Source organism: Phaeobacter sp. JH20_34 (assembly GCF_048056095.1).
Lineage (GTDB): Bacteria > Pseudomonadota > Alphaproteobacteria > Rhodobacterales > Rhodobacteraceae > Phaeobacter > Phaeobacter bryozoorum.
The window spans coordinates 76,433-95,980 of sequence record NZ_JAYMWT010000021.1 but is presented as its reverse complement, the minus strand read 5'-3'; the positions used below and the strand labels follow the sequence as shown (position 1 = coordinate 95,980).

At 64.5% G+C, this 19,548-nt stretch carries 21 protein-coding genes and 1 tRNA gene; 16 read left to right on the top strand and 6 right to left on the bottom strand.

Going from position 1 to position 19,548, the window contains the following annotated elements; genetic code table 11:
• Window positions 1-12 precede the first annotated feature (12 nt).
• Window positions 13-1,374 carry a DUF2927 domain-containing protein gene (locus VWZ81_RS15070; RefSeq protein ID WP_374015624.1) on the bottom strand — a complete coding sequence of 454 codons (1,362 nt, stop codon included), beginning with the start codon at window positions 1,372-1,374 and terminating at the stop codon, window positions 13-15.
• Window positions 1,375-1,705: 331 nt separating this feature from the next.
• On the opposite strand from VWZ81_RS15070, the gene VWZ81_RS15065 reads away from it, so the two are divergent.
• The 3 genes from VWZ81_RS15065 (at window position 1,706) to VWZ81_RS15055 (ending at window position 3,409) form a co-directional block, all read left to right on the top strand.
• Window positions 1,706-2,083 (top strand): hypothetical protein, encoded by a 378-nt coding sequence (locus tag VWZ81_RS15065; protein WP_340545171.1) that lies wholly within the window; start codon window positions 1,706-1,708, stop codon window positions 2,081-2,083.
• A gap of 1 nt (window position 2,084) precedes the next feature.
• Complete coding sequence (locus VWZ81_RS15060) at window positions 2,085-2,453, top strand: helix-turn-helix domain-containing protein (RefSeq protein WP_416535902.1); 369 nt, start codon at window positions 2,085-2,087, stop codon at window positions 2,451-2,453.
• Between the two features lie 218 nt (window positions 2,454-2,671).
• Window positions 2,672-3,409: a hypothetical protein gene (locus VWZ81_RS15055; RefSeq protein WP_416535901.1), complete on the top strand. Its 738-nt coding sequence runs from the start codon at window positions 2,672-2,674 to the stop codon at window positions 3,407-3,409.
• A 70-nt stretch (window positions 3,410-3,479) separates the two neighbouring features.
• Here the strand turns inward: VWZ81_RS15055 and VWZ81_RS15050 are convergent, their stop codons facing one another.
• Entirely contained in the window at window positions 3,480-4,319 is an 840-nt protein-coding gene (locus tag VWZ81_RS15050) for an AAA family ATPase (RefSeq protein WP_340545174.1), read from the bottom strand.
• Window positions 4,320-4,512: 193 nt separating this feature from the next.
• Here VWZ81_RS15050 and dksA point away from each other — a divergent pair, with 193 nt between their 5' ends.
• The 3 genes from dksA (at window position 4,513) to VWZ81_RS15035 (ending at window position 6,719) form a co-directional block, all read left to right on the top strand.
• Window positions 4,513-4,935, top strand: coding sequence for an RNA polymerase-binding protein DksA (gene dksA / locus VWZ81_RS15045; RefSeq protein WP_340545175.1), 423 nt, complete (start codon window positions 4,513-4,515; stop codon window positions 4,933-4,935).
• Between the two features lie 119 nt (window positions 4,936-5,054).
• The gene (locus tag VWZ81_RS15040; RefSeq protein ID WP_416542867.1) at window positions 5,055-6,281 is read left to right on the top strand and encodes an FAD-dependent monooxygenase; all 1,227 of its coding nucleotides are present in this window, start codon (window positions 5,055-5,057) and stop codon (window positions 6,279-6,281) included.
• Between the two features lie 231 nt (window positions 6,282-6,512).
• The gene (locus tag VWZ81_RS15035; protein ID WP_014874221.1) at window positions 6,513-6,719 is read left to right on the top strand and encodes a cold-shock protein; all 207 of its coding nucleotides are present in this window, start codon (window positions 6,513-6,515) and stop codon (window positions 6,717-6,719) included.
• 216 nt (window positions 6,720-6,935) lie between these two features.
• Here the strand turns inward: VWZ81_RS15035 and xth are convergent, their stop codons facing one another.
• Window positions 6,936-7,742: an exodeoxyribonuclease III gene (xth, locus tag VWZ81_RS15030; RefSeq protein ID WP_416535899.1), complete on the bottom strand. Its 807-nt coding sequence runs from the start codon at window positions 7,740-7,742 to the stop codon at window positions 6,936-6,938.
• Between the two features lie 387 nt (window positions 7,743-8,129).
• Between xth and VWZ81_RS15025 the strand changes: the two genes are divergently transcribed.
• Both VWZ81_RS15025 and VWZ81_RS15020 read left to right on the top strand, forming a co-directional pair.
• Entirely contained in the window at window positions 8,130-8,381 is a 252-nt protein-coding gene (locus VWZ81_RS15025; protein ID WP_416542868.1) for a hypothetical protein, read from the top strand.
• A 78-nt stretch (window positions 8,382-8,459) separates the two neighbouring features.
• Window positions 8,460-9,467, top strand: coding sequence for a DUF6902 family protein (locus VWZ81_RS15020; RefSeq protein ID WP_416542869.1), 1,008 nt, complete (start codon window positions 8,460-8,462; stop codon window positions 9,465-9,467).
• Window positions 9,468-9,821: 354 nt separating this feature from the next.
• Here the strand turns inward: VWZ81_RS15020 and VWZ81_RS15015 are convergent, their stop codons facing one another.
• The gene (locus tag VWZ81_RS15015) at window positions 9,822-10,145 is read right to left on the bottom strand and encodes a HesB/IscA family protein (RefSeq protein ID WP_014874225.1); all 324 of its coding nucleotides are present in this window, start codon (window positions 10,143-10,145) and stop codon (window positions 9,822-9,824) included.
• A gap of 99 nt (window positions 10,146-10,244) precedes the next feature.
• Here VWZ81_RS15015 and VWZ81_RS15010 point away from each other — a divergent pair, with 99 nt between their 5' ends.
• The 8 genes from VWZ81_RS15010 to VWZ81_RS14975 all read left to right on the top strand — a co-directional run bounded on the left by VWZ81_RS15010 (window position 10,245) and on the right by VWZ81_RS14975 (window position 18,164).
• The gene (locus VWZ81_RS15010; RefSeq protein ID WP_416542870.1) at window positions 10,245-11,426 is read left to right on the top strand and encodes a deoxyguanosinetriphosphate triphosphohydrolase; all 1,182 of its coding nucleotides are present in this window, start codon (window positions 10,245-10,247) and stop codon (window positions 11,424-11,426) included.
• 121 nt (window positions 11,427-11,547) lie between these two features.
• On the top strand, window positions 11,548-11,862 hold the full coding sequence (locus tag VWZ81_RS15005) for a YciI family protein (RefSeq protein ID WP_102877579.1): 315 nt from the start codon (window positions 11,548-11,550) through the stop codon (window positions 11,860-11,862).
• A 188-nt stretch (window positions 11,863-12,050) separates the two neighbouring features.
• Window positions 12,051-13,796, top strand: coding sequence for an arginine--tRNA ligase (gene argS / locus VWZ81_RS15000; RefSeq protein WP_416542871.1), 1,746 nt, complete (start codon window positions 12,051-12,053; stop codon window positions 13,794-13,796).
• Window positions 13,797-13,888: 92 nt separating this feature from the next.
• The gene (locus VWZ81_RS14995) at window positions 13,889-15,253 is read left to right on the top strand and encodes an SPOR domain-containing protein (protein ID WP_416542872.1); all 1,365 of its coding nucleotides are present in this window, start codon (window positions 13,889-13,891) and stop codon (window positions 15,251-15,253) included.
• A 149-nt stretch (window positions 15,254-15,402) separates the two neighbouring features.
• Entirely contained in the window at window positions 15,403-16,407 is a 1,005-nt protein-coding gene (gene nagZ / locus VWZ81_RS14990; RefSeq protein ID WP_416542873.1) for a beta-N-acetylhexosaminidase, read from the top strand.
• Window positions 16,400-17,191 (top strand): segregation and condensation protein A, encoded by a 792-nt coding sequence (locus VWZ81_RS14985; protein WP_416542874.1) that lies wholly within the window; start codon window positions 16,400-16,402, stop codon window positions 17,189-17,191. Before nagZ ends, VWZ81_RS14985 begins: the two co-directional genes overlap by 8 nt.
• Window positions 17,191-17,853: an SMC-Scp complex subunit ScpB gene (gene scpB, locus VWZ81_RS14980; protein ID WP_340545185.1), complete on the top strand. Its 663-nt coding sequence runs from the start codon at window positions 17,191-17,193 to the stop codon at window positions 17,851-17,853. The genes VWZ81_RS14985 and scpB overlap by 1 nt, the downstream gene beginning before the upstream one ends.
• A 104-nt stretch (window positions 17,854-17,957) precedes the next feature.
• Window positions 17,958-18,164 carry a hypothetical protein gene (locus VWZ81_RS14975; protein WP_340545186.1) on the top strand — a complete coding sequence of 69 codons (207 nt, stop codon included), beginning with the start codon at window positions 17,958-17,960 and terminating at the stop codon, window positions 18,162-18,164.
• Between the two features lie 24 nt (window positions 18,165-18,188).
• Here VWZ81_RS14975 and VWZ81_RS14970 read toward each other — a convergent pair whose 3' ends face one another.
• On the bottom strand, window positions 18,189-19,307 hold the full coding sequence (locus tag VWZ81_RS14970) for a 2'-deoxycytidine 5'-triphosphate deaminase (RefSeq protein WP_416542875.1): 1,119 nt from the start codon (window positions 19,305-19,307) through the stop codon (window positions 18,189-18,191).
• Window positions 19,308-19,418: 111 nt separating this feature from the next.
• Window positions 19,419-19,495 (bottom strand) — tRNA-Pro (locus tag VWZ81_RS14965).
• Window positions 19,496-19,548 lie beyond the last annotated feature (53 nt).

Here is a 19,548-nt window from a genome sequence, read left to right as displayed (position 1 = left end):
CCTCAGCTGCGGTTATTGCGGCGGCGCCAGGGCTGCGATTTCGCGCATTGCCCCCCGGACCGCCCAATCCGGGCCAAACCCGTATCGCGCCCACCCCTGACTGTCCAGCCTGACCGCATAGGCAGCGTCAGTTTGCCCCTCCAGCAGCAGCGCCTCGGCCTCCAGCAGCATCAGGCTTGACAACAGCACCGCATTCTCGCCGCGCGCTGCCACCGGCAGGGCAGGGCGGATCCGCGCCAGGGCGCTGGCGCCGTCGCCGCGCACGATGTCAAAGGCCGCCATGCGGCTGGCGATCTGCGCGCGCAGCAGCGGGCTGTCATAGCGCCCCTGCAAATAGATCAGCGCGGTCTCGAAATGCTGCTGCGCCAGCTCCGGCTCGTCCCGCTGCAAAATGCGCCCCAGCACATAGTGGTTGAACGCCCGCCGGTGATCCTGCCAGCCCAGATCGCGGGCAATGGCGGCGCCGCGATGGGCGGCCTGCAAACGGGTGCCGCGGCCAGTGCCCGGTGTCAGCGCCGCCTCGGTCGCGCGGATCCAGTCCCGAGAGGTGCGCGGCAGCGGCGCCGCGGCGCGCCCGGCACCTGCCGGGTTCAGCCGTGCCAGAATGGCAGGCAGGCGCGCGGCCACCTCGGCCCGTGTCATGCCGGTACGCAGCTCGGGCGCATAGCCCAGCCGCAGGATCAGCATGTCAAACCCGGTCAGTACCGTATGGATATTGTCATCGTTGAACACCGAATCCGGCAGCCGGTAGAGATCGTTCAGCGGCCCGATCGCCTGCGCCAACTCTTCGTGCAGGCAGTCGCGGGTCTCTTGCGGGCTGACATCATTCGGCACAAAAATCGCCAGCCGCTGACGGGCGCGCAGATTGGCCCAATTGGTGCGCGGATGGCGCTTGTAGCGGCGATACTCCGCCAGCGAGCTGACGTTGGGGACCACGAAACAGGCCGCCCGGGGCGAGGCGCGGCGGATCGCCTTGCGCGGCACGGCTTCGATGGTGATATTGGCCGCCCCGGTGGTCAGCTGCCGCAGGTCCAGCCCCGCTTCTCGGCGCAGCCGCAGCAGCAACGCCTCCAGATCGCGGGTCAGCCCGCTGCCCGGCTGGCCGGTGACGCGCAGCGTGATCGGAGTTTCAAACCGGGTAAACACAGGCAGTTCGGTGCCGCCTTCCAGCTGGAAATGCAGATCCAGGAAATCCCGTGCGATATCGCTGTTGGCCCGCTGCGGAGCCACCGGATGGGCACGGGCAAAGCTCTTGGCCGGGGCCAGCGCCGCCGTGGCCGCGCCGCGGTGACCGGGGGCCGGGGGGGCGCTTCCGGTGCCACATCCCGCCAGTGTGGCGAGCAGCACCAGCGCGGCGCAGCCGCGCCGGAACACGCGGGACGGGGCAGCCGCCGGGCCGCTGCTGCCGCTGGCAGGCTTGCGCGGGGCCGCGATGGGGGGCCGGAATGTGAACAAGCGATATCTCCTGCGGCGCGATCGCCCCAGCTTGTGCCAAGACAGGGTTAAAAATCAATGTTATGGCTGGCCTTATCGCAGCGGTGTGACAATGAGAAGAGCCACCCGGCATCACATTGACGGCAAAATTTCGCCCGCGCCGCGGGCGGTGCGGCTCTGCTGATGCAGGCAGAGGTTGTGCGTCACGGCGGGTCCGATCAACTCTGCCAGCGGCGACGGAACGCAGAGACAGGTTGAAAAGGCTACGCCAATGGCGTATATACGCAAAGAGACACAGAAATGCCTGCGGGTGGATTACCGCATCACCCCGGTCGCGGTCGAGGACGCCATCCACGCCTATCTGGACGAGGATGAGCTGGCCCGGCTGATCGCAACCCTGGTGCGCGACCCCACCATCGGGCGCAAGACGGATGAAGATTACACCCATGTCGCCGGGGATCTGGCGCTGCGCTACCGCATCCATCAGGCCAGCCCTGATCTGATGATGGTCTATGTGCTGCGGATCCACCGCCGACAGCCCGATCCGCGGCTGTCCGGCTTGATGGCGCAGGGGGCACGGGCAGTGCGGGATCTGGCCCTGGATGTGGTCAAATCCCGGATCAAGGCACTATTGAAGGAGGGCAACTGACATGGCAGAGCAGCGGGCAGATCATCGGGCAGAGCATCACGCACGGCGTCGAACCGGCAGCCGTATCCGCCAGCAAAGCGAAGCGGACCGCGACGCCATGGCGCTCAAACAGATGCAGGAGGACATCTCCGGCAAGACGCCCTTGGAGACCATCGCAACCCGCGAGGTGCCGATGGTGGATGTCGTGCGCCTGCGCAAGACCCTCGGCATGTCGCAGGAACGCTTTTGCAGCCACTTCGGCTTTCGCCTCGGCTCGGTGCGCAACTGGGAACAGGGCCGCCGCCTGCCGGAACGTCCCGCCCGCATCCTCTTGCGCATGATCGAGGATGACCCCGAGCGCGTCGAACGCTTCCTGCGCGAGGCGTATTGACCTTGTGACCGCTTCCATGCGGGCAGGGCAGGCCGACGGGGCAACCCCGCGGTGCCCAACACCGCAGACGGAAGACACGGCATAGGCGCCGGTCCAGCCCACTGGCGCACTCAGCCGTCAGCAGGCCGGTGTATGTGCCGCCCCCTTACCAACCCCGTCGCGTCGCCGCGCACCATGCGTGAGCACCGTAAACAACGCTCAGCAATCAGGGAGCGGACGTGCCTCCATCACAGCTTACGATCACACCCCGGCTGTCCTGCGATGATCTGGTCACATGGGCGCATCGCGGTCCCGGCGACAGGCTCGTCGTGTGTTTTTCAGGGATTGGCAAGGATGCCGAAACCTGCCCGCCTTATGAATTCGCGCGAAGCGCGACGGGAAATGGCCGTCACAACACCCTGTTCATCGCGGATCCGCAGCGAAGCTGGCTGAACACGCCGGGTCTTCTGAGCCGCATCGGTGCCGAAATTGAGAGTTACCGCGCGATATGCGGCGCCACCCGTGTGATTGCGATGGGCCATTCCATGGGCGGCTTCAGCGCCATCGTCGCATCCTCCGTTACCCGCATAGACGCCGTTCTCGCCTTTGCGCCGCAGATTTCGATCCACCCCGATATCGTGCCTGACGAAACACGCTGGGCGGCCTATCGCAACCGGATCTCGCATTACGAGGTGAAATCTGCTGCCGATCATTTTCGCGACGGCACGGATTATACCGTCATCCACGGGAGACATGGCCGCGAGGCACCGCAACGGGACCGCTTTCCCCGGCGCGACACCCTTCGCCACTATGTGATGCCCGGCACCCATCATAATGTCCCGCAACGGCTCAAACAGCTGAACTGTCTGGAGCAGGTCGTGCACTTTGCCATCGAAGGGCGCCCACGCAAGCTGCGGCTTCTGTTGAAGCAGACAGCGCAGGCCTATCTACGACCAGAAGAGGAACAGCCCGTCTGATACGGAGGCAAGGACAAAAAAGGCCCGCAACAAGGGGCGGGCCTCTGGTCTGATCCTGCGCGGCTGGCCTTCAGCGACGTCCCCGCGCCATAAAGGCGAGCCGCTCGAACAGATGCACATCCTGTTCGTTCTTCAGCAGCGCGCCATGCAGTTTCGGCAGCGCATCCGCGCCATCGCGCTTCAGATCTTCCGCGCTCAGATCCTCCGCCAGGAGCAGCTTCAGCCAGTCCAGCACCTCCGAGGTCGAAGGTTTCTTCTTCAACCCGGCCGTATCGCGGATCTCGTAGAACTGCGTCAGCGCGGTGGTCAGCAGGCTGTCCTTGATACCGGGATGATGCACCTCGACGATCTTGCGCATGGTTTCGGCATCGGGAAACTGGATGTAGTGAAAGAAGCACCGACGCAGAAACGCGTCCGGCAGTTCCTTTTCATTGTTGGAGGTGATGATCATGATCGGGCGCTGCCTGGCCCGGATCGTCTCGCCGGTTTCGTAGACATGGAACTCCATCTTGTCGAGCTCCTGCAACAGGTCGTTCGGGAACTCGATGTCGGCCTTGTCGATTTCGTCAATCAGCAGAACGACCTTCTCGTCGGCCTCAAAGGCCTCCCAGAGCTTGCCTTTCTTGATGTAGTTCCTGACGTCATGCACCCGCTCGTCGCCCAGCTGACTGTCGCGCAGCCGGCTGACCGCATCGTATTCATACAGCCCCTGCTGCGCGCGGGTGGTGGATTTCACGTTCCATTCGATCATCCGCAGTCCCAGCGCATCCGCCACCTGCCGCGCCAGCTCGGTCTTGCCGGTGCCCGGCTCGCCCTTCACCAGCAGCGGCCGCTCCAGAGTGACCGCGGCATTGACCGCGATTTTCAGATCTTCGGTCGCGACATAATCCTTAGTGCCCTGAAACTGCATGTCTTTCCTGCCTCGTTGCCTCGCTGCAACCCCTGGGGGCGCTCTTATGCAGGTTTTAACCCTTTGTGCGTACTATTGTGTAGTGACAATCGCCTGCGCAGGGGATAAACGCTGCGGCATGCGGGGGGAGCCGCTGAGTTTGTAAACAATACCGAGGAAGACCGGCAGTATGGGGCAAACCAAAGGTAGCGAAATGAAGCAAGACGTGTTCCTGCCGGATGATTATCGTCCGGCTGAAGATGAACCCTTCATGAATGACCGGCAGCAGGAGTATTTCCGTCGTAAGCTCTATGACTGGAAACAGGAACTCCTGGCCGAAAGCCGTGACACCATCGAGGGGTTGCAGGACAATACCCGCAATATTCCCGATGTTGCCGACCGCGCCAGCGAGGAAACGGACCGCGCGCTGGAACTGCGCACCCGGGACCGTCAGCGCAAACTGGTCGCCAAGATCGACGCCGCGATCCGCCGCATCGACGAAGGCGAATACGGCTATTGCGAAGTCACCGGTGAACCGATTTCGCTCAAGCGTCTGGACGCCCGGCCCATCGCCACGATGAGCCTTGAGGCACAGGAACGCCATGAGCGGCGCGAAAAAGTCCACCGCGACGACTGATTTTCTTGCATTTGTGAAAAAAATCACAACGCCGGGGCCTGTCGCTCCGGCGTTTTTCGGTTATCTGGGGGTATCGCCTGGCCAGAACGGACCGGTCGGCGTGCAGACAGCGGGACAGCATGAGACTGACAGACCGGAAAATCACCATCATCGGCGCGGGCATCGGTGGGCTGGCGGCGGCACTGGCGTTCAGCCAGCAGGGCGCCGAGGTCACGGTCCTCGAACAGGCCGAGGCGATCACCGAGGTCGGCGCGGGCATTCAGATCAGCCCCAATGGTGTCGCGGTTCTGCGGGCGCTGGGGCTGGCCGATGATCTCGCCTGGACTGCGCCGCGCGCCCGTGCGGTGGTTCTGCGCAGCCACCGGCGGGGCCGCGAGGTGCTGCGTCTCGATCTCGACCAATATGCGCCGGGGCGGAATTTCTACTTTGTCCACCGCGCCGATCTGATCAACCTGCTGGCTGATGCCGCACGTCGCAGCGGCGTCAAGGTGCGCCTGTTGCAGAAGGTCGACCGCATCAGCTGCGGCGCCCGGCCGGTGGTGCATCTGGCCAATGGCGCGCAATGCGGCGGCGATCTGGTGATCGGCGCAGACGGGTTGCACTCCAAGGCGCGCGCCGCGCTGAACGGCGTGGCCAAACCGCGCTTTACCGGGCAGGTGGCCTGGCGCGCTACAGTTGCCAATCTTCACAATCACCCGGCCGAGGCGCAGGTCTTCATGGGGCCGGGTCGCCATCTGGTCACCTATCCGCTGCGCGACAGCAGCCTGATGAACATCGTCGCGGTGCAGGAGCGCAAGACCTGGGCGGATGAGGGCTGGCATCAGCAGGATGACCCCGAAAACCTGCGCGCCGCCTTCCAGGGCTTTGGTGGCGCTGCCGCAGAATTGTTGGGGCAGGTCGATCAGGTGGCGCTCTGGGGGCTGTTCCGCCATCCGGTGGCCGAAGTCTGGCACAAGGGCGCGCTGGCGATCATGGGCGATGCCGCGCATCCCACCCTGCCGTTCATGGCTCAGGGTGCGAACCTCGCGCTTGAGGATGCCTGGGTGCTGGTTGATGCCCTGCGCACCGCCAAGACCACCGAGGCCGGTCTGGCCGCCTATCAGGCGCGCCGCCACGACCGCACCGCCCGGGTTGTCGATGCCGCCACCGGCAATGCCTGGAAATACCACCTGCGCCAGCCGCTGGCCTGGCCTGCGCATCAGATCCTGCGCCTTGGCGGTCGCCTCGCGCCCCAGCGCATGGTGCAGCAATTCGACTGGATCTACGGCCATGACGTCACCGGCGACAGCGCGGCCCCAGCCGAAAACGACCCCGGCACCGGCGGCCCCGTCACCACGCTGGCCTGACCGGCGGGCAGGCCGTCAGAACCTGGGGCGCGGCGCTGGAGCTAGCGCATTTGCACACCCTCGTCGCAACAATCCGCAGTTGCTGCTTGCTTAGTTGCACAAAGGCAGGTAGGGAGGTCAGGTTAGGTTATCTCTATCGACTTTTCTGCTCCTTACGGCTCAGCGATGCGATCTTGCACTGACTGGCCGAGCTGCCGCATTCCGCGGGTGGCATTTTTAAGGAGACTTACGATGGCTAATGGCACCGTAAAATGGTTCAACTCTACTAAAGGTTTTGGTTTTATCGCCCCCGAGGGCGGTAGCAGAGACGTGTTTGTGCATATCTCGGCGCTTGAGCGCGCAGGCCTGACCACACTGAATGACGACCAGAAAGTCACATTCGATATCGAAGCCGGTCGTGATGGCCGCGAAAGCGCAGCCAATCTGGCTCTCGCCTAAGCTTTTGCCCCCGCGGGGGGATCTGCTGAGATGATATTCGGGCGCATCGGAAACGATGCGCCCTTTGTTTTTTGTGCGCAGTTGTCCGTGCCGAGATGAAATCTTTGCGGACCTCAGGGGGCGGCCGATATCAGCAGCCCGCGCGCCGCTAGGGCTGACCCCGGTCAATCCGCCGGATCGCCCGCGACCCGGCGCTCAGGCTGCTGCCTTATCCGCCTATAGGTCCAGATCGACCCAGACCGGCACATGGTCTGACGGTTTGTCGCGGCCGCGCACCTCCTTGTCGATCTGGCAGTCGCGCAGCAGATCGGCGGCCTGCGGGCTCAGCAGGAAATGGTCGATGCGGATGCCGTTATCGCGGTTCCAGGCCCCGGCCTGATAATCCCAGAACGAATAATGCCCCGGCCCCTGATGGCGGGCGCGGAACGCTTCGGTAAAGCCAAGCGCCACGATCCGCTGGAATGCCGCCCGGCTTTCGGGGCGGTGCAGCGCGTCGTCTTTCCAGGCTTCGGGCGTCTTGGCGTCTTCGGCCTGCGGAATGATATTGTAATCCCCGGCCATCAGCGCGGGCATTTCCTCGGCCAGCAGATCCTTGGCCCGCTGCCGCAGCCGCTCCATCCAGGCCAGTTTATAGGCGTATTTGCCGCCGTCGACCGGCTGTCCATCTGCGTCCAGCTCAACCGGGTTGCCATTGGGCAGATAAAGCCCGCAGATGCGGATCGCCTGTTTGCCCACCACGGTTGCCTCGATCCAGCGCGCCTGTTCGTCGCTGTCATCTCCCGGCAGGCCGCGCCGCACATCCTCCAGCGGCAGCTTCGACAGGATCGCCACCCCGTTGAAACTCTTCTGGCCATGGGTTTCGACATTGTAGCCCCGGTCCTCGAACAGCTCACGCGGAAAGGCCTCATCGACCGATTTGATCTCCTGCAGCACCACCACATCGGGTTGCGCCTCATCCAGCCATTCCGGCAGCGCATGGATGCGGGCCTTGATGCCGTTGATGTTGAAGGTGGCGATTTTCATATCCGGTCTCCTGCCTCAATGGCCCGCAGCGGGGCGCCTGATCTATCGCGCAATCCGGGCGAGGGGGCAAGGGCGCGCCCGGGCGACAGCAGCGAATCAGCAGCACGCGATCCGCTCGGTCTCGCCCTCCCGGCTGCCGGGTGATTTGCAGCCCTGCAAAATCATCGCCTGACGGTCTGCTTATGCTTTGTGCGTCTGCGGTTGTGGATAGCTCTGTGGCTAACCTGTGCAGAACCTGCCATTCGGTTCAGGATCAACGGATTGACGCTCCTTCCTAAACCGTGGACCTATCAGAAAAACAACCGATAGGCGTGTTTATCAGTTGCGAAACAGGCATCCCGTGCCAATCGTCGACGGGTGTTTTTCACCTAGAACGGGAGACGATCCATGACCACATCAACCTTGCGCCACGACCTCTTTGCACAGCCGTCGACACCTGCGGCGGCGGAGCTTCATACCGGCGATCTTCATGCCGGGGACGGGGTCGAGATGTTCTCCTCCGGTTCGACCTGCCGCGAGGGCGACGGCAATCTGGGTGCGGGCGCAGGCACCGCGCTGTTCTCCTCGGGTTCCGCCCCGCAGGCCGATGGCGCCACCACCACCGGCGCGGCCACCGGCCTGTTCTCCTCCGGCAGCTAAGCCGCGATGAGCCAGCCCCCCGGCAGCCTGTCTGACGGCTGACGGACACAGGGCGCGTTCCATCTTGGTGCTTCGACCATGACCATCATCCTGCCTTTCAAGATCCCGGACGCCGAAACCCGCGCGTCCGCTGATGGCCCGCCCGACCATCCGCCTCCCTCTGGACCGGGGCGGCGGGGCACGGCGCCGGGTACATCGGCTGCAACATGGGTCGAGAGCTTTGCCTGCCACCGGCGCCGGCCGCAGGAGGTCTACTGGCTGAAGGAGAACGCAGAACTGCTGAGCCTGCTGCGGGTGATGCAGCAGCGGGCCGGGGGACCGGCAGGCGCAGGGGGGATCGGCGGCGAGGCGGCGCTGTCCCCCCTGCGCCCCTTCTGTGACGGCGCCGCGCGCCAACTGCGGTTTTTCCCGCAATATTATCGCTTTATCCTGTCGATTTGCCTCGACTACGAAGATCTGACCGGCACGCCCGCCGCCGCCGCGGAGCTGGCACATTGGGCCGCGGCTCAGGGTCTCGTGGAGGCGGAACTGTCGGATCTGCAACGCGCTGAGGCACAGCAGCTGCTGGCCCGCCGTGGCATTGCGCTGCCGGTTGATCCTGGGCTTGCGGACCGGCTGCGCCGCTTCACCCGCCGCAGCGCGACCTTTGCGATCCCCAATCGCAAGGCTGCCTACGAGCTGACCCATATCGTGTTCTACCTCTCCGATTACGGGCGGCGGGATCCGGGGCTGGACGACCGCGCCCTGCAAAGCCTGACCTACGCCGGGCTGTTGGCCTGCCTTGATCAGGATCTGGACCTGTTGGCCGAGATCTGCATTGCCCTGCGCTATGCCGGCGCGACGCCTGCGCCCTATTGGGAGCAGCTGCTCAGCCACGCGACCGCGCAGTTTACCCTGACACCAGACGGGTTTGACGGGCGCATGGATGGCTATCACGCCTGTTTCGTTACGCTGTGGTGGCAGCAGGTAACTGCGGTGGCCGGAAAGCCGAGCCCGCCTGCCGGCTCCCCGCAGGCGCCGGGCAGGCCCTGCATATCGCCGCCCCCGCCACCCGCAGCCTGCTGGCGCCGCTGTCGGTCTGGCTGATGGAGGCAGGCGCTGGACCCGGCCGGACAGCACCCGCACTCTGGCAGGATGCCCTCAGCCATATGGCGGCGCACTCCGGTCCCGACGCCCGCAAACAGTTGCGGAACCTGCAAAACAGCACCCCCGCATTCGAGGCGTTCTGGCAGATCTTCAGCAGGGCGGGGGACTGTCACGCCCGATATCGACGGATCGGGGCAGGGGGGCTCAGCCTGTCGCCGTGATCAAAACGCGCCAGCCCGTTTAGCGGCGACGCTCCGGCCATATGGCAGCAGATGACGGATCTGGTCCGCAGGGCACCGCGCGGCCAGCATCACTTAGCGCAAACCGGTGGTCATGCAGCCCCTGCGGGCGTTTCTACATCGAAAACGAGGTGCCGCAGCCGCAGCTTGAGGTGGCATTGGGGTTGTTGATCACGAACCGCGCGCCAATCAGCTCTTCGGTAAAGTCGATCACCGCGTTTTCCAGAAACGGCAGCGAGACCTCATCCACCACCACCTTCTGCCCCTGACCCTCAAGGATCAGATCATCGGCCTGCGGGGCATCCAGCGCAATTTCGTACTGAAACCCGGAACAGCCGCCGCCTTCGACAGCCACGCGCAGCGCCTGACCCTGATCGGCCGCGCCGATTTCGGCCAGCCGGGCAAAGGCGCGCTCGGTCACTTTTGGAGGCAATTGCATCTCTGGTCTCCCAATACGGTGATCACTGCCGTGTTGCAGCTGAGTTCATAATATAGAAAGGTGACGCCACAGGGACAAGATTGACCGGGGAAAAGATTAGTGACCTACGCGCCTTATGCGACCATGCCCGACCGTAGCTGTGGCCGCCAAGTCCCCGAAGAAGAAAGCAGTTTCCGCTCCCCCTATCAGCGCGACCGTGACCGGATCATCCACGCCAGCGCCTTTCGCAGGCTGAAACACAAAACCCAGGTCTTTGTCGAACATGAAGGCGACAATTATCGCACCCGGCTCACCCATTCGATCGAGGTGGGGCAGGTGGCGCGGACCATAGCGGGCGCACTTCGGCTCAATCAGGAACTGACCGAGGCGGTGGCGCTGGCGCATGATCTGGGACACACGCCCTTTGGCCACACCGGCGAGGATGCTCTGCATGCGCTGATGGCCCCCTATGGTGGCTTTGATCACAATGCGCAGGCCATCCGCATCGTCACCTCGCTGGAACGGCATTACGCCGAATTCGACGGGCTGAATCTCACCTGGGAAACCCTTGAGGCGATTGCCAAACATAATGGTCCGGTTGTGGGCGATCTGCCCTGGGCGCTGGCCGAATGCAATGCGGCGCTGGATCTGGAGCTGCACACCCATGCCAGCGCCGAGGCGCAGGTTGCGGCCTTGGCCGATGACATCGCCTATAACAACCACGACCTGCACGACGGTCTGCGCGCCGGGCTGTTCACCGATGCCGATATTGCCGAGCTGCCGGTGATCGGACCGGCCTATCAGGCGGTGGATCGCCGTTATCCCGGCCTTGACGCGCGCCGCCGCCGGCACGAGGCGCTGCGGCGGGTCTTTGGCGTGATGGTCAGCGATGTGATCGACGGCGCCCGCGCCCGTCTTGCTGCCAGCGGCGCGCAAAGCGTCGAGGATGTGCGTGCCCTGGGCGCGCCCGTGGTGGTGTTTTCCGATGCGCTTTGGGCCGACCTGAAGGAAATCCGCGCCTTTCTCTTCACCCGCATGTACCGCGCGCCCAGCGTGATGCGCAAACGCGCTGAGGTCTCCAAGGTGGTGGAGGCGCTGTTTCCGCATTTCCTCAACCATCCGGCAGAGATGCCCGCGCGCTGGCAGGGCGATATCGCCGCCGCCGCTGATGAAACCGCTCTGGCCCGGATCGTTTCGGATTATATCGCAGGCATGACCGACCGCTTTGCATTGCAGGAGCACCGCCGCCTGTTCCCGGCTGAGGCCGCTGCCGCTGCGGCAGATCTGCAAGCCGGGCAATAGGCGCGGGCTGCGCTGCGACTGGCGGTAACGCTGACGCCAACTGGCACTATCCTGAGGCAGGTCCGATGCGGTTTCATGGGGCAGACGCCCAGAACCGCAATCGCAGATGCAAGAGGCCGCCATGGCAAGCAATGGCATGACGCATTGGACCGTGACCTTTCAGGATGCGCCAGAGATGGCGCGGATCCGCGCGGATCGCCCGCGCCGGGATGCTCATATCGCCTTTGTACGCGCCCATCCCGAATTGCAGATCGGCGGCGCATTGGCGATGCGGCCCGAGCAGGATTTTCCGGGGGCGATCTGGAATGTCGAGGCGGCCAGCCGCGATGAGGTTGAGCGTCTGATTCTGCGCGACCCCTATTATGTCGCCTCGCTGCGCCGGTATCAGATCACCAGATGGGGCCGTCTGCCGGCCCGTGATGTACCGGTGGCCTGATCTGCCGCGCCTTGGTGCGTATATCGCGTAACCTCGCCCCGCGCGCAATTTTCTTCACCCGGAAAATTGACCGGAAAACGGGAATTTTCCGGGACGCCCCCGCTGCTGATGGTGATGGGTTCTGCAATCCTGTTGACCCTTCCTGCCGCCCCCGGTATCCGCTGTGCTGAACAGTTGGGACGCCAGATATGAACCTCTTTACCGATATCCGCTCGCTCGTGATCGACAGCCTGACCGCCATGACCGGCGAGGGCGCGCTGCCCGGAGGGCTCGATTTTGCCAATGTCGCGGTGGAGCCGCCGCGCGACGCCGCCCATGGCGACATGGCGACCAATGCGGCGATGGTGCTGGCCAAGCCCGCCAGGATGAAGCCGCGCGACATCGCCGAGGCGCTGGCGGCCAAGCTGGCCGCGGACGATCGGATCACCAGCGCTGAGGTCGCAGGCCCAGGCTTCCTGAACCTGCGGCTGGCTCCGGGCATCTGGCAGGGCGTGCTGAAATCGGTCCTGGACGCAGGCACGGATTTCGGCCGCTCGGACGTCGGCGCGGGCAAGCGGGTGAACGTGGAATATGTCTCCGCCAACCCGACCGGCCCCCTGCATGTGGGTCACACCCGCGGCGCGGTCTTCGGCGATGCGCTGGCGGCGCTCCTGGCCTATGCCGGCTATGACGTCACCCGCGAATATTACATCAATGACGGCGGCGGTCAGGTCGATGTGCTGGCGCGCTCTGTCTACCTGCGCTACCTCGAGGCACACGGGCAGGACGTGGCCTTTGCCGATGGCACCTATCCGGGCGACTATCTGGTTCCCGTCGGGCAGGCGCTGAAGGACAAGGTGGGCGATGCCTATGTCGATCAGGGCGAAGATGTCTGGCTGGCCGAGGTGCGCGAATTCGCAACCGATGCGATGATGCAGCTGATCCGCGAGGATCTGGCCCAGCTTGGCATCGAGATGGATGTGTTCTACTCGGAAAAATCCCTCTACGGCACCGGCAAGATCGAGGCCGCGCTGAAGGAACTGGATGCCAAGGGGCTGATCTATCAGGGCGTGCTGGAACCGCCGAAGGGCAAGAAACCCGACGATTGGGAACCGCGCGAACAGACCCTGTTCAAATCCACCGATCACGGCGACGACGTTGACCGGGCAGTGAAGAAATCCGATGGTTCCTGGACCTATTTCGCGCCCGACATCGCCTATCACTACGATAAGGTTGAGCGCGGCTTTGACGAGCTGATCGACATTTTCGGCGCCGACCACGGCGGCTATGTCAAGCGGATGAAGGCGGCGGTTTCGGCGCTCTCCGATGGTCGGGTGCCGCTGGATATCAAGCTGTGCCAGCTGGTGAAGCTGTTCAAGGACGGTCAGGAGTTCAAGATGTCCAAACGGGCAGGGACCTTTGTTACCCTGCGCGATGTGGTCGATGCCGTCGGCGCCGATGTCACCCGTTTCATGCTGCTGACGCGCAAGAACGATCAGGGTTTCGATTTCGACCTCGACAAGGCGCTGGAGCAGTCCAAGGATAACCCGGTGTTCTATGTGCAATACGCCAACGCGCGGATCTGCTCGACCCTCCGCAAGGCGGCAGAGGCCGGGATTGCGACCGACGAGGCCACGCTGGCCGCGGCCGACCTGTCGCTTCTGGACGATTCCGCCCAGCTGGCGGTGGCCAAGAAGCTGGCCGAATGGCCACGTCAGGTGGAAATCGCCGCCCGCACCCACGAGCCGCACCGGGTTGCCTTCTATCTCTATGATCTCGCCTCGGAACTGCACGGGCTGTATCACCTTGGCAAAACCAACGAAGGTTTACGTTTTGTTAACGAGAGCAACCCATCTGCAACACATGCAAAAATGGCACTGGCCAAGTCCGTTTCCATTGTCATTTCTGCCGGTCTTGGTATTCTTGGGGTCACACCGGCGCAGGAGATGCGATAGCTAAAATCGCCCAGGCCGCCGGATCGAGGCAGATCATCAAGTAGAAACCCGGATCGGCGCATTGCGTGCCGTCTGCGGGCAGTGAGGCGGAAATGGCGTATTTTACGCAGGCAGGTCACGGCCAGTCGTATTCCAATGGTGGGGACCGTTCTTCGGCCTCCGCCACTGAAACACAGGGCACCCGGCAGGAGCCTTCCTTTGCCGATGCGCATCTGCCCTATCCGCAGCCCAAACACCCCTTCGGATTCGATCCGCAGACATCGGCCGCCGCGCCACAGGCCCAGCAGCCGGCAGCGGGCGGCTATTTTGCGCAGCCCCATACATCGCCCGGACAGGGCGCGCAGTCCTACAGCCCCTATCAGCAGCCAGCGCCCAGCTATGGTGCCTCCGCGCAGGACGCCTATAGCGGGCCGGGCACCGGTCAGGGGCATCGCTACGATGACTACGGGTTTAGCCCGGAACCGGCAGGGGCCGGTCGCGCCGGCCTCAGCAAGGCGTTCAGCGTCCTTGGCGCCGTGGCCTCGCTTGCATTGGTCGCAGGCATCGGTCTCTGGGGCTACCAGCTGATTTCCCGCGATGTCAGCGGCGTGCCGGTCGTGCGCGCCGTCGAAGGCCCGCTGCGGGTGCAGCCCGAGAACCCCGGCGGCCTGCCCGCCGATCATCAGGGGCTTGCCGTCAATGCGGTTGCCGCCAATGGCAATGTCGAAACTCCCGCCGACCGGCTGACACTGGCGCCGCAGGACGTGCAGCTGACCGAGGATGACCAGCCCATGCAGGCGGCGCTCACCACCGGTGCTGCGCGGATCAACGACACCCGCGATGGGGCGGCTGATGCCGCTGCGGCGGCCAATGCCGATACAGGCAGGCTCTCCAGCGAAGCGGTCGCGGCCTATCAGGGCGGCGATATCGACGCGCTGGTGGCTGAGCTGACCGAGGATTTCGCCCCTCTGGGGGAGGAGACCCTGCGCGGCGCCGAACAGCTGTCGGCTTCCGCCACAGCGCCGGCCATCGTTCAGCCACAACCCCTGCAGGCCGTGAGCGTCGCGGCCGTGGCGCCCGCGCCAAATGCAGCCCTGCGCAATGCCCCCGGTGTGCGCGTCTCGCTGCGCCCCGCCGCGCGGCCCGCCCGTTTTTCACCAAGCCGCGCCACAGCGTCTGCCCCGGTTGCGCAAACCACGCAGGATGTCTCGCCCGACAGCCTGCCCGCAGGCACCCGTCTGGCCCAGCTCGGCGCCTATGAAAGCGCCGAGGTCGCGCGCGCCGAATGGGATCGCATCCACGGACGCTTCGCCGATTATCTGGAAGGCAAGAAACGGGTGATCCAAAAGGCGGAAAGCGGAGGTCGCACCTTCTACCGCCTGCGCGCGATGGGCTTTGACGACCTCTCCGATGCGCGCCGTTTCTGCTCCGCACTGGTGGCAGGCAACGCCGACTGTATCCCCGTGACCACCCGCTAGGACATGGGCCTCCCTCCGACACCTCCGCGCCCGGCTCCAGCCGGGCGTTTGTCGTTTTCCATCCGGCAAACTGCTGCCAGTTTGACCCATCCGGCCATGGCGCCGCCCCCGACACTGGTGTATCAGCGCCCCAGCACAAGAGGATCGCAATGCGTTACGGAGCCACAATTCTAGATGCCGAAGGTCTGCGTCTCAGCGCCGCCGAAAAGGCGCTGTTCGCCCGCGCCAATCCCTTTGGCTTCATCCTGTTTGCCCGCAATATCGACAGCGCCGAGCAGACCCGCGCGCTCTGTGATGAACTGCGCGAGGCGGTTGGCCGCAACTGTCTGATCACCATCGATCAGGAGGGCGGCCGCGTGCAGCGCCTGCGCCCGCCGCTGGCACGCCAGTGGCGGCCCGCGCTGGATCACGCGGCGGCTGCCGGGGCAGGGGCGGATCGCGCCATGTATCTGCGCGCCCGCCTGATCGCGGAGGAGCTGCGCGGGCTGGGCATCGACAGCAACTGCGCACCGCTGGCCGATGTGGCCGGTCCCGATACCCACCCGTTTCTCCAGAACCGCTGTTACGGCAGCGATCTGGCGGCGGTGGTGCGCCGCGCCCGCGCCACCGCCGACGGCCTGCTGGATGGCGGCGTCGTGCCGGTGGTGAAACATATCCCCGGCCATGGCCGCGCGACGCTGGACAGCCACAAGGACCTGCCCCGCATCAGCGCGCCGCTGGATCAGCTGACCGGCTCGGATTTTGCCGCCTTTGCCGCGCTGAATGACCTGCCGATGGGGATGACCGCCCATCTGGTCTATGAGGCGCTGGACAGCCGCCCCGCCACCCTGTCGCCCCGCGTCATGCAGATGATCCGCACCGACATTGGTTTTGACGGGCTGATCATGAGCGATGACATCTCGATGAAGGCGCTGAGCGGCACACCGCAGGATATCGCCCGCGACACGCTGGCGGCAGGCTGCGATGTGGTCCTGTTCTGCAACGCCCCGCTGGATGAGCGCGCCGCCGTGGCGGAGGCTTCGGGCCAGATGAGCGTGGCTGCACAGGCCCGCGCCGAACAGGCCGAGGCCGCTCGCCGCGCTCCGGCCACGCTTGACATAACCGCGGCCGAGGCCGAACTATCAGCCCTCATGGGCGGACAGGTATATGGCTGACACTTTGTTTGACGACGACGCGACCAGCGTCGAGGAGCGGCTCGCGGCCGAAGCATTGATCGTGGACGTTGACGGCTACGAGGGGCCGCTGGACGTGCTCTTGTCGCTCTCGCGCACGCAAAAGGTCGACCTGCGCCGCATTTCGGTGCTGGAACTTGCGCGCCAATACCTCAGTTTCGTGGAAAAGGCCCATGAGCTGCGTATCGAACTGGCCGCCGATTATCTGGTCATGGCGGCCTGGCTTGCCTATCTGAAATCCCGCCTGCTGCTGCCGCCCGACCCGACGGAGGACGGCCCCTCCGGTGAGGAGCTGGCGGCGCATCTGGCCTTCCAGCTGGAGCGGCTTCAGGCCATGCGCGACGCCGCGGCGCGGCTGATGGCGCGCGATCAGCTGGGCCGCAACTTCTTTGCCCGTGGTCAGGGTGAGGATGTGACCCGCATCCGCACCGTCAGCTATTCGGCCAATCTCCTGGACCTGATGCAGGCCTATGCCCGGATCCGCACCCGCGATGATTTCCGCCCCTTCGTGCTGGACCGCGAGGCGATCTTTACCATGGAGGCGGCGCTGGAACGGATGCGCCACCTGATCGGCTACACCGGCAGCTGGACCGATATGCTGACCTATCTGCCTGATGGCTGGCACTCCGACCCGATGAAACGCCGCTCCGCCACCGCCTCCACCTTTGCCGCCTCGCTGCAACTGGTGAAAGAAGGCCGACTGGAGCTGCGACAGAGCGAGACCTATGCGCCCATTCAGCTGCGCATTCGTGACAAGGATACCTGATGGACGACCACAGCCAGAACACTGTTGCGGAGGAAACCCAAACCCTCTTCGACGCGCCCCCCATGGCCGAACAGGAGCGCATGGTTGAAGCGGTGCTCTTTGCCAGCGCCGAACCGGTGACGGTGCGCGATCTTGAGGCGCGGATGCCGCATGGCTGCGAACCGGGCACCGCGCTGGAGCACCTGCGCAAACGCTACGACGGGCGCGGCGTCAACATCGTGCGCGTCGGCGATGCCTGGGCGCTGCGCACCGCCTCTGACCTTGGCTTTCTGATGCAGAAGGAAACGGTCGAAACCCGCAAACTCTCACGCGCGGCCATCGAAACCCTTGCGATCATTGCCTATCACCAGCCGGTCACCCGCGCCGAAATCGAAGAGGTGCGCGGCGTGTCGGTGTCGCGCGGCACCATCGACCAGCTTCTGGAAATGGACTGGATCCGCCTTGGCCGCCGCAAGATGACACCGGGCCGCCCGGTGACCTTTGTGGTGACGCCCACGTTCCTCGATCACTTCGGGTTGGAAAGCGCGCGTGATCTCCCCGGCCTCAAGGAGCTGCGCGCCGCAGGTCTGCTGGAAAACCGCCCGCCACCGGGCAGCCTGCCTCTGGGCGGGCGCGGCGACAGCGACGAGGTCGAGGAACAGCCGGAACTCTTTGGCGACTGAGGGCAGGCCGCCGCGCCGCAAAAGGGCCGCAAACCTCTGCGATACTGCCGGTGCACGCGGTGAGATCCGCGTGCAACAGATGCCAGGGCCAAGGAGTGACGCAGATGAGCATAGACAGGTTGATCAACATGATCCTGCGCCGTCTTGTGGGCCGCGCGGTCAATGCAGGCGTCAACGCCGGGATCAGGGCAATCGCCAAGCGCGACAAGGGGCAGGGCACGGAAAAATCCGCGCGCCCGCTGCCACAGGACAAGGCAACCGCCCAGAAGGCGCGCCTGACCGGGCGCAATACCCGACCCCCACGGTTCTAGGCTCAGGCTCCCCCAGTCAGGGCGTCAGCCCTGGGTTTGGGGTTTGAAATGCTTTGATAGCTTTAGCCCCTGACCCTGATAGTTTGATGCGATATCAACGCCATAGAGCTGTTCGGGGACTTCCGACATCTTCTCGTAGACCAGCCGCCCCACGACCTGCCCGTGCTCCAGCACAAAGGGCGCATCATGGCAGCGCACTTCCAGAACGCCACGCGATCCGGCCCCGCCAGCGGCAGCATAGCCAAAACCGGGATCAAAGAAGCCCGCGTAATGCACCCGGAATTCGCCGACCATCGCCAGATAGGGCGCCATTTCGGCAGCATAATCCGGCGGGATGGCAATCGCTTCGCGGCTCACCAGAATGTAGAACGCACCGGGATCCAGAATGATCTGCCCCTTGGTGGTGCGGACCTCTTCCCAGTACTCCGCCGGATCGTAATGGCCGAGCTTTGACAGATCGACCACACCGGTGTGATGTTTGGCGCGGTATCCCACCAGATCGCCCCGCTCAGGCCGAAGATCGACGGAGAAGCCCAGACCGTCGGAGATCACCGGTGTTCCCGACACAATCGGCGTCGCCTCATGCACCGCGCGCAGCTCCGCGTCACTGAGGAATGTGCGCCCCTGACGAAAGATGATCTGCGTCAGCAGCTGCCCCGGCTGCACCACAACTGAGAAGCTCTGCGGGCAGATTTCCGCATAAAGCGGCCCGTCATAGCCATCGGTGACCCGGTCGAACTCCACCCCCTGATCGGTGATCACCCGCGTCATCACATCCAGCCGCCCGATGGAGGATTTGGCGCTGGCCGCCGCCGTCATTCCCTCGGGCAGACGGATCCGCTCCATCAGCGGCACCACATAGACGCAGCCCTTTTCCAGCACCGCACCACCGGTCAGCGCCACCCGGTGCATGGTCAGATCCTCCAGCCGGTCGGCGACCGTGCGCCCCAGACCGGGCAGAAAGGAGGCCCGCACCCGATAGGCACAATCGCTCAGCCGCAGATCAAGGCTCGCCGGTTGGATCTGGTCATTCAGGATCGGAGAAGAAGCGGAAATCGCACCCTCGGTGATCATCTGGCGGATCTGGCGATCCGACAGCACGCCCTGTGCCGCTCCGCTCACGAGCCGTGGTTCTGATGTCATCCCGATCCTCCCAACGCTTTATTATCAATACCTTGCACGAAAGGCAGATACAAAAACACCCACCCCAAAGAGGGGCGGGCGTTTTTTAGCCCCTTGCGAGGCGGGGTATTTTGGTCGGGCTAGCAGGACTCGAACCTGCGACCTTCCGTCCCCCAGACGGACGCGCTACCAGGCTGCGCTATAGCCCGTTGCGCTGGTTTCTACCCGTTTTTCCGGCAGGGGCAAGCGAAAAAACCAGATT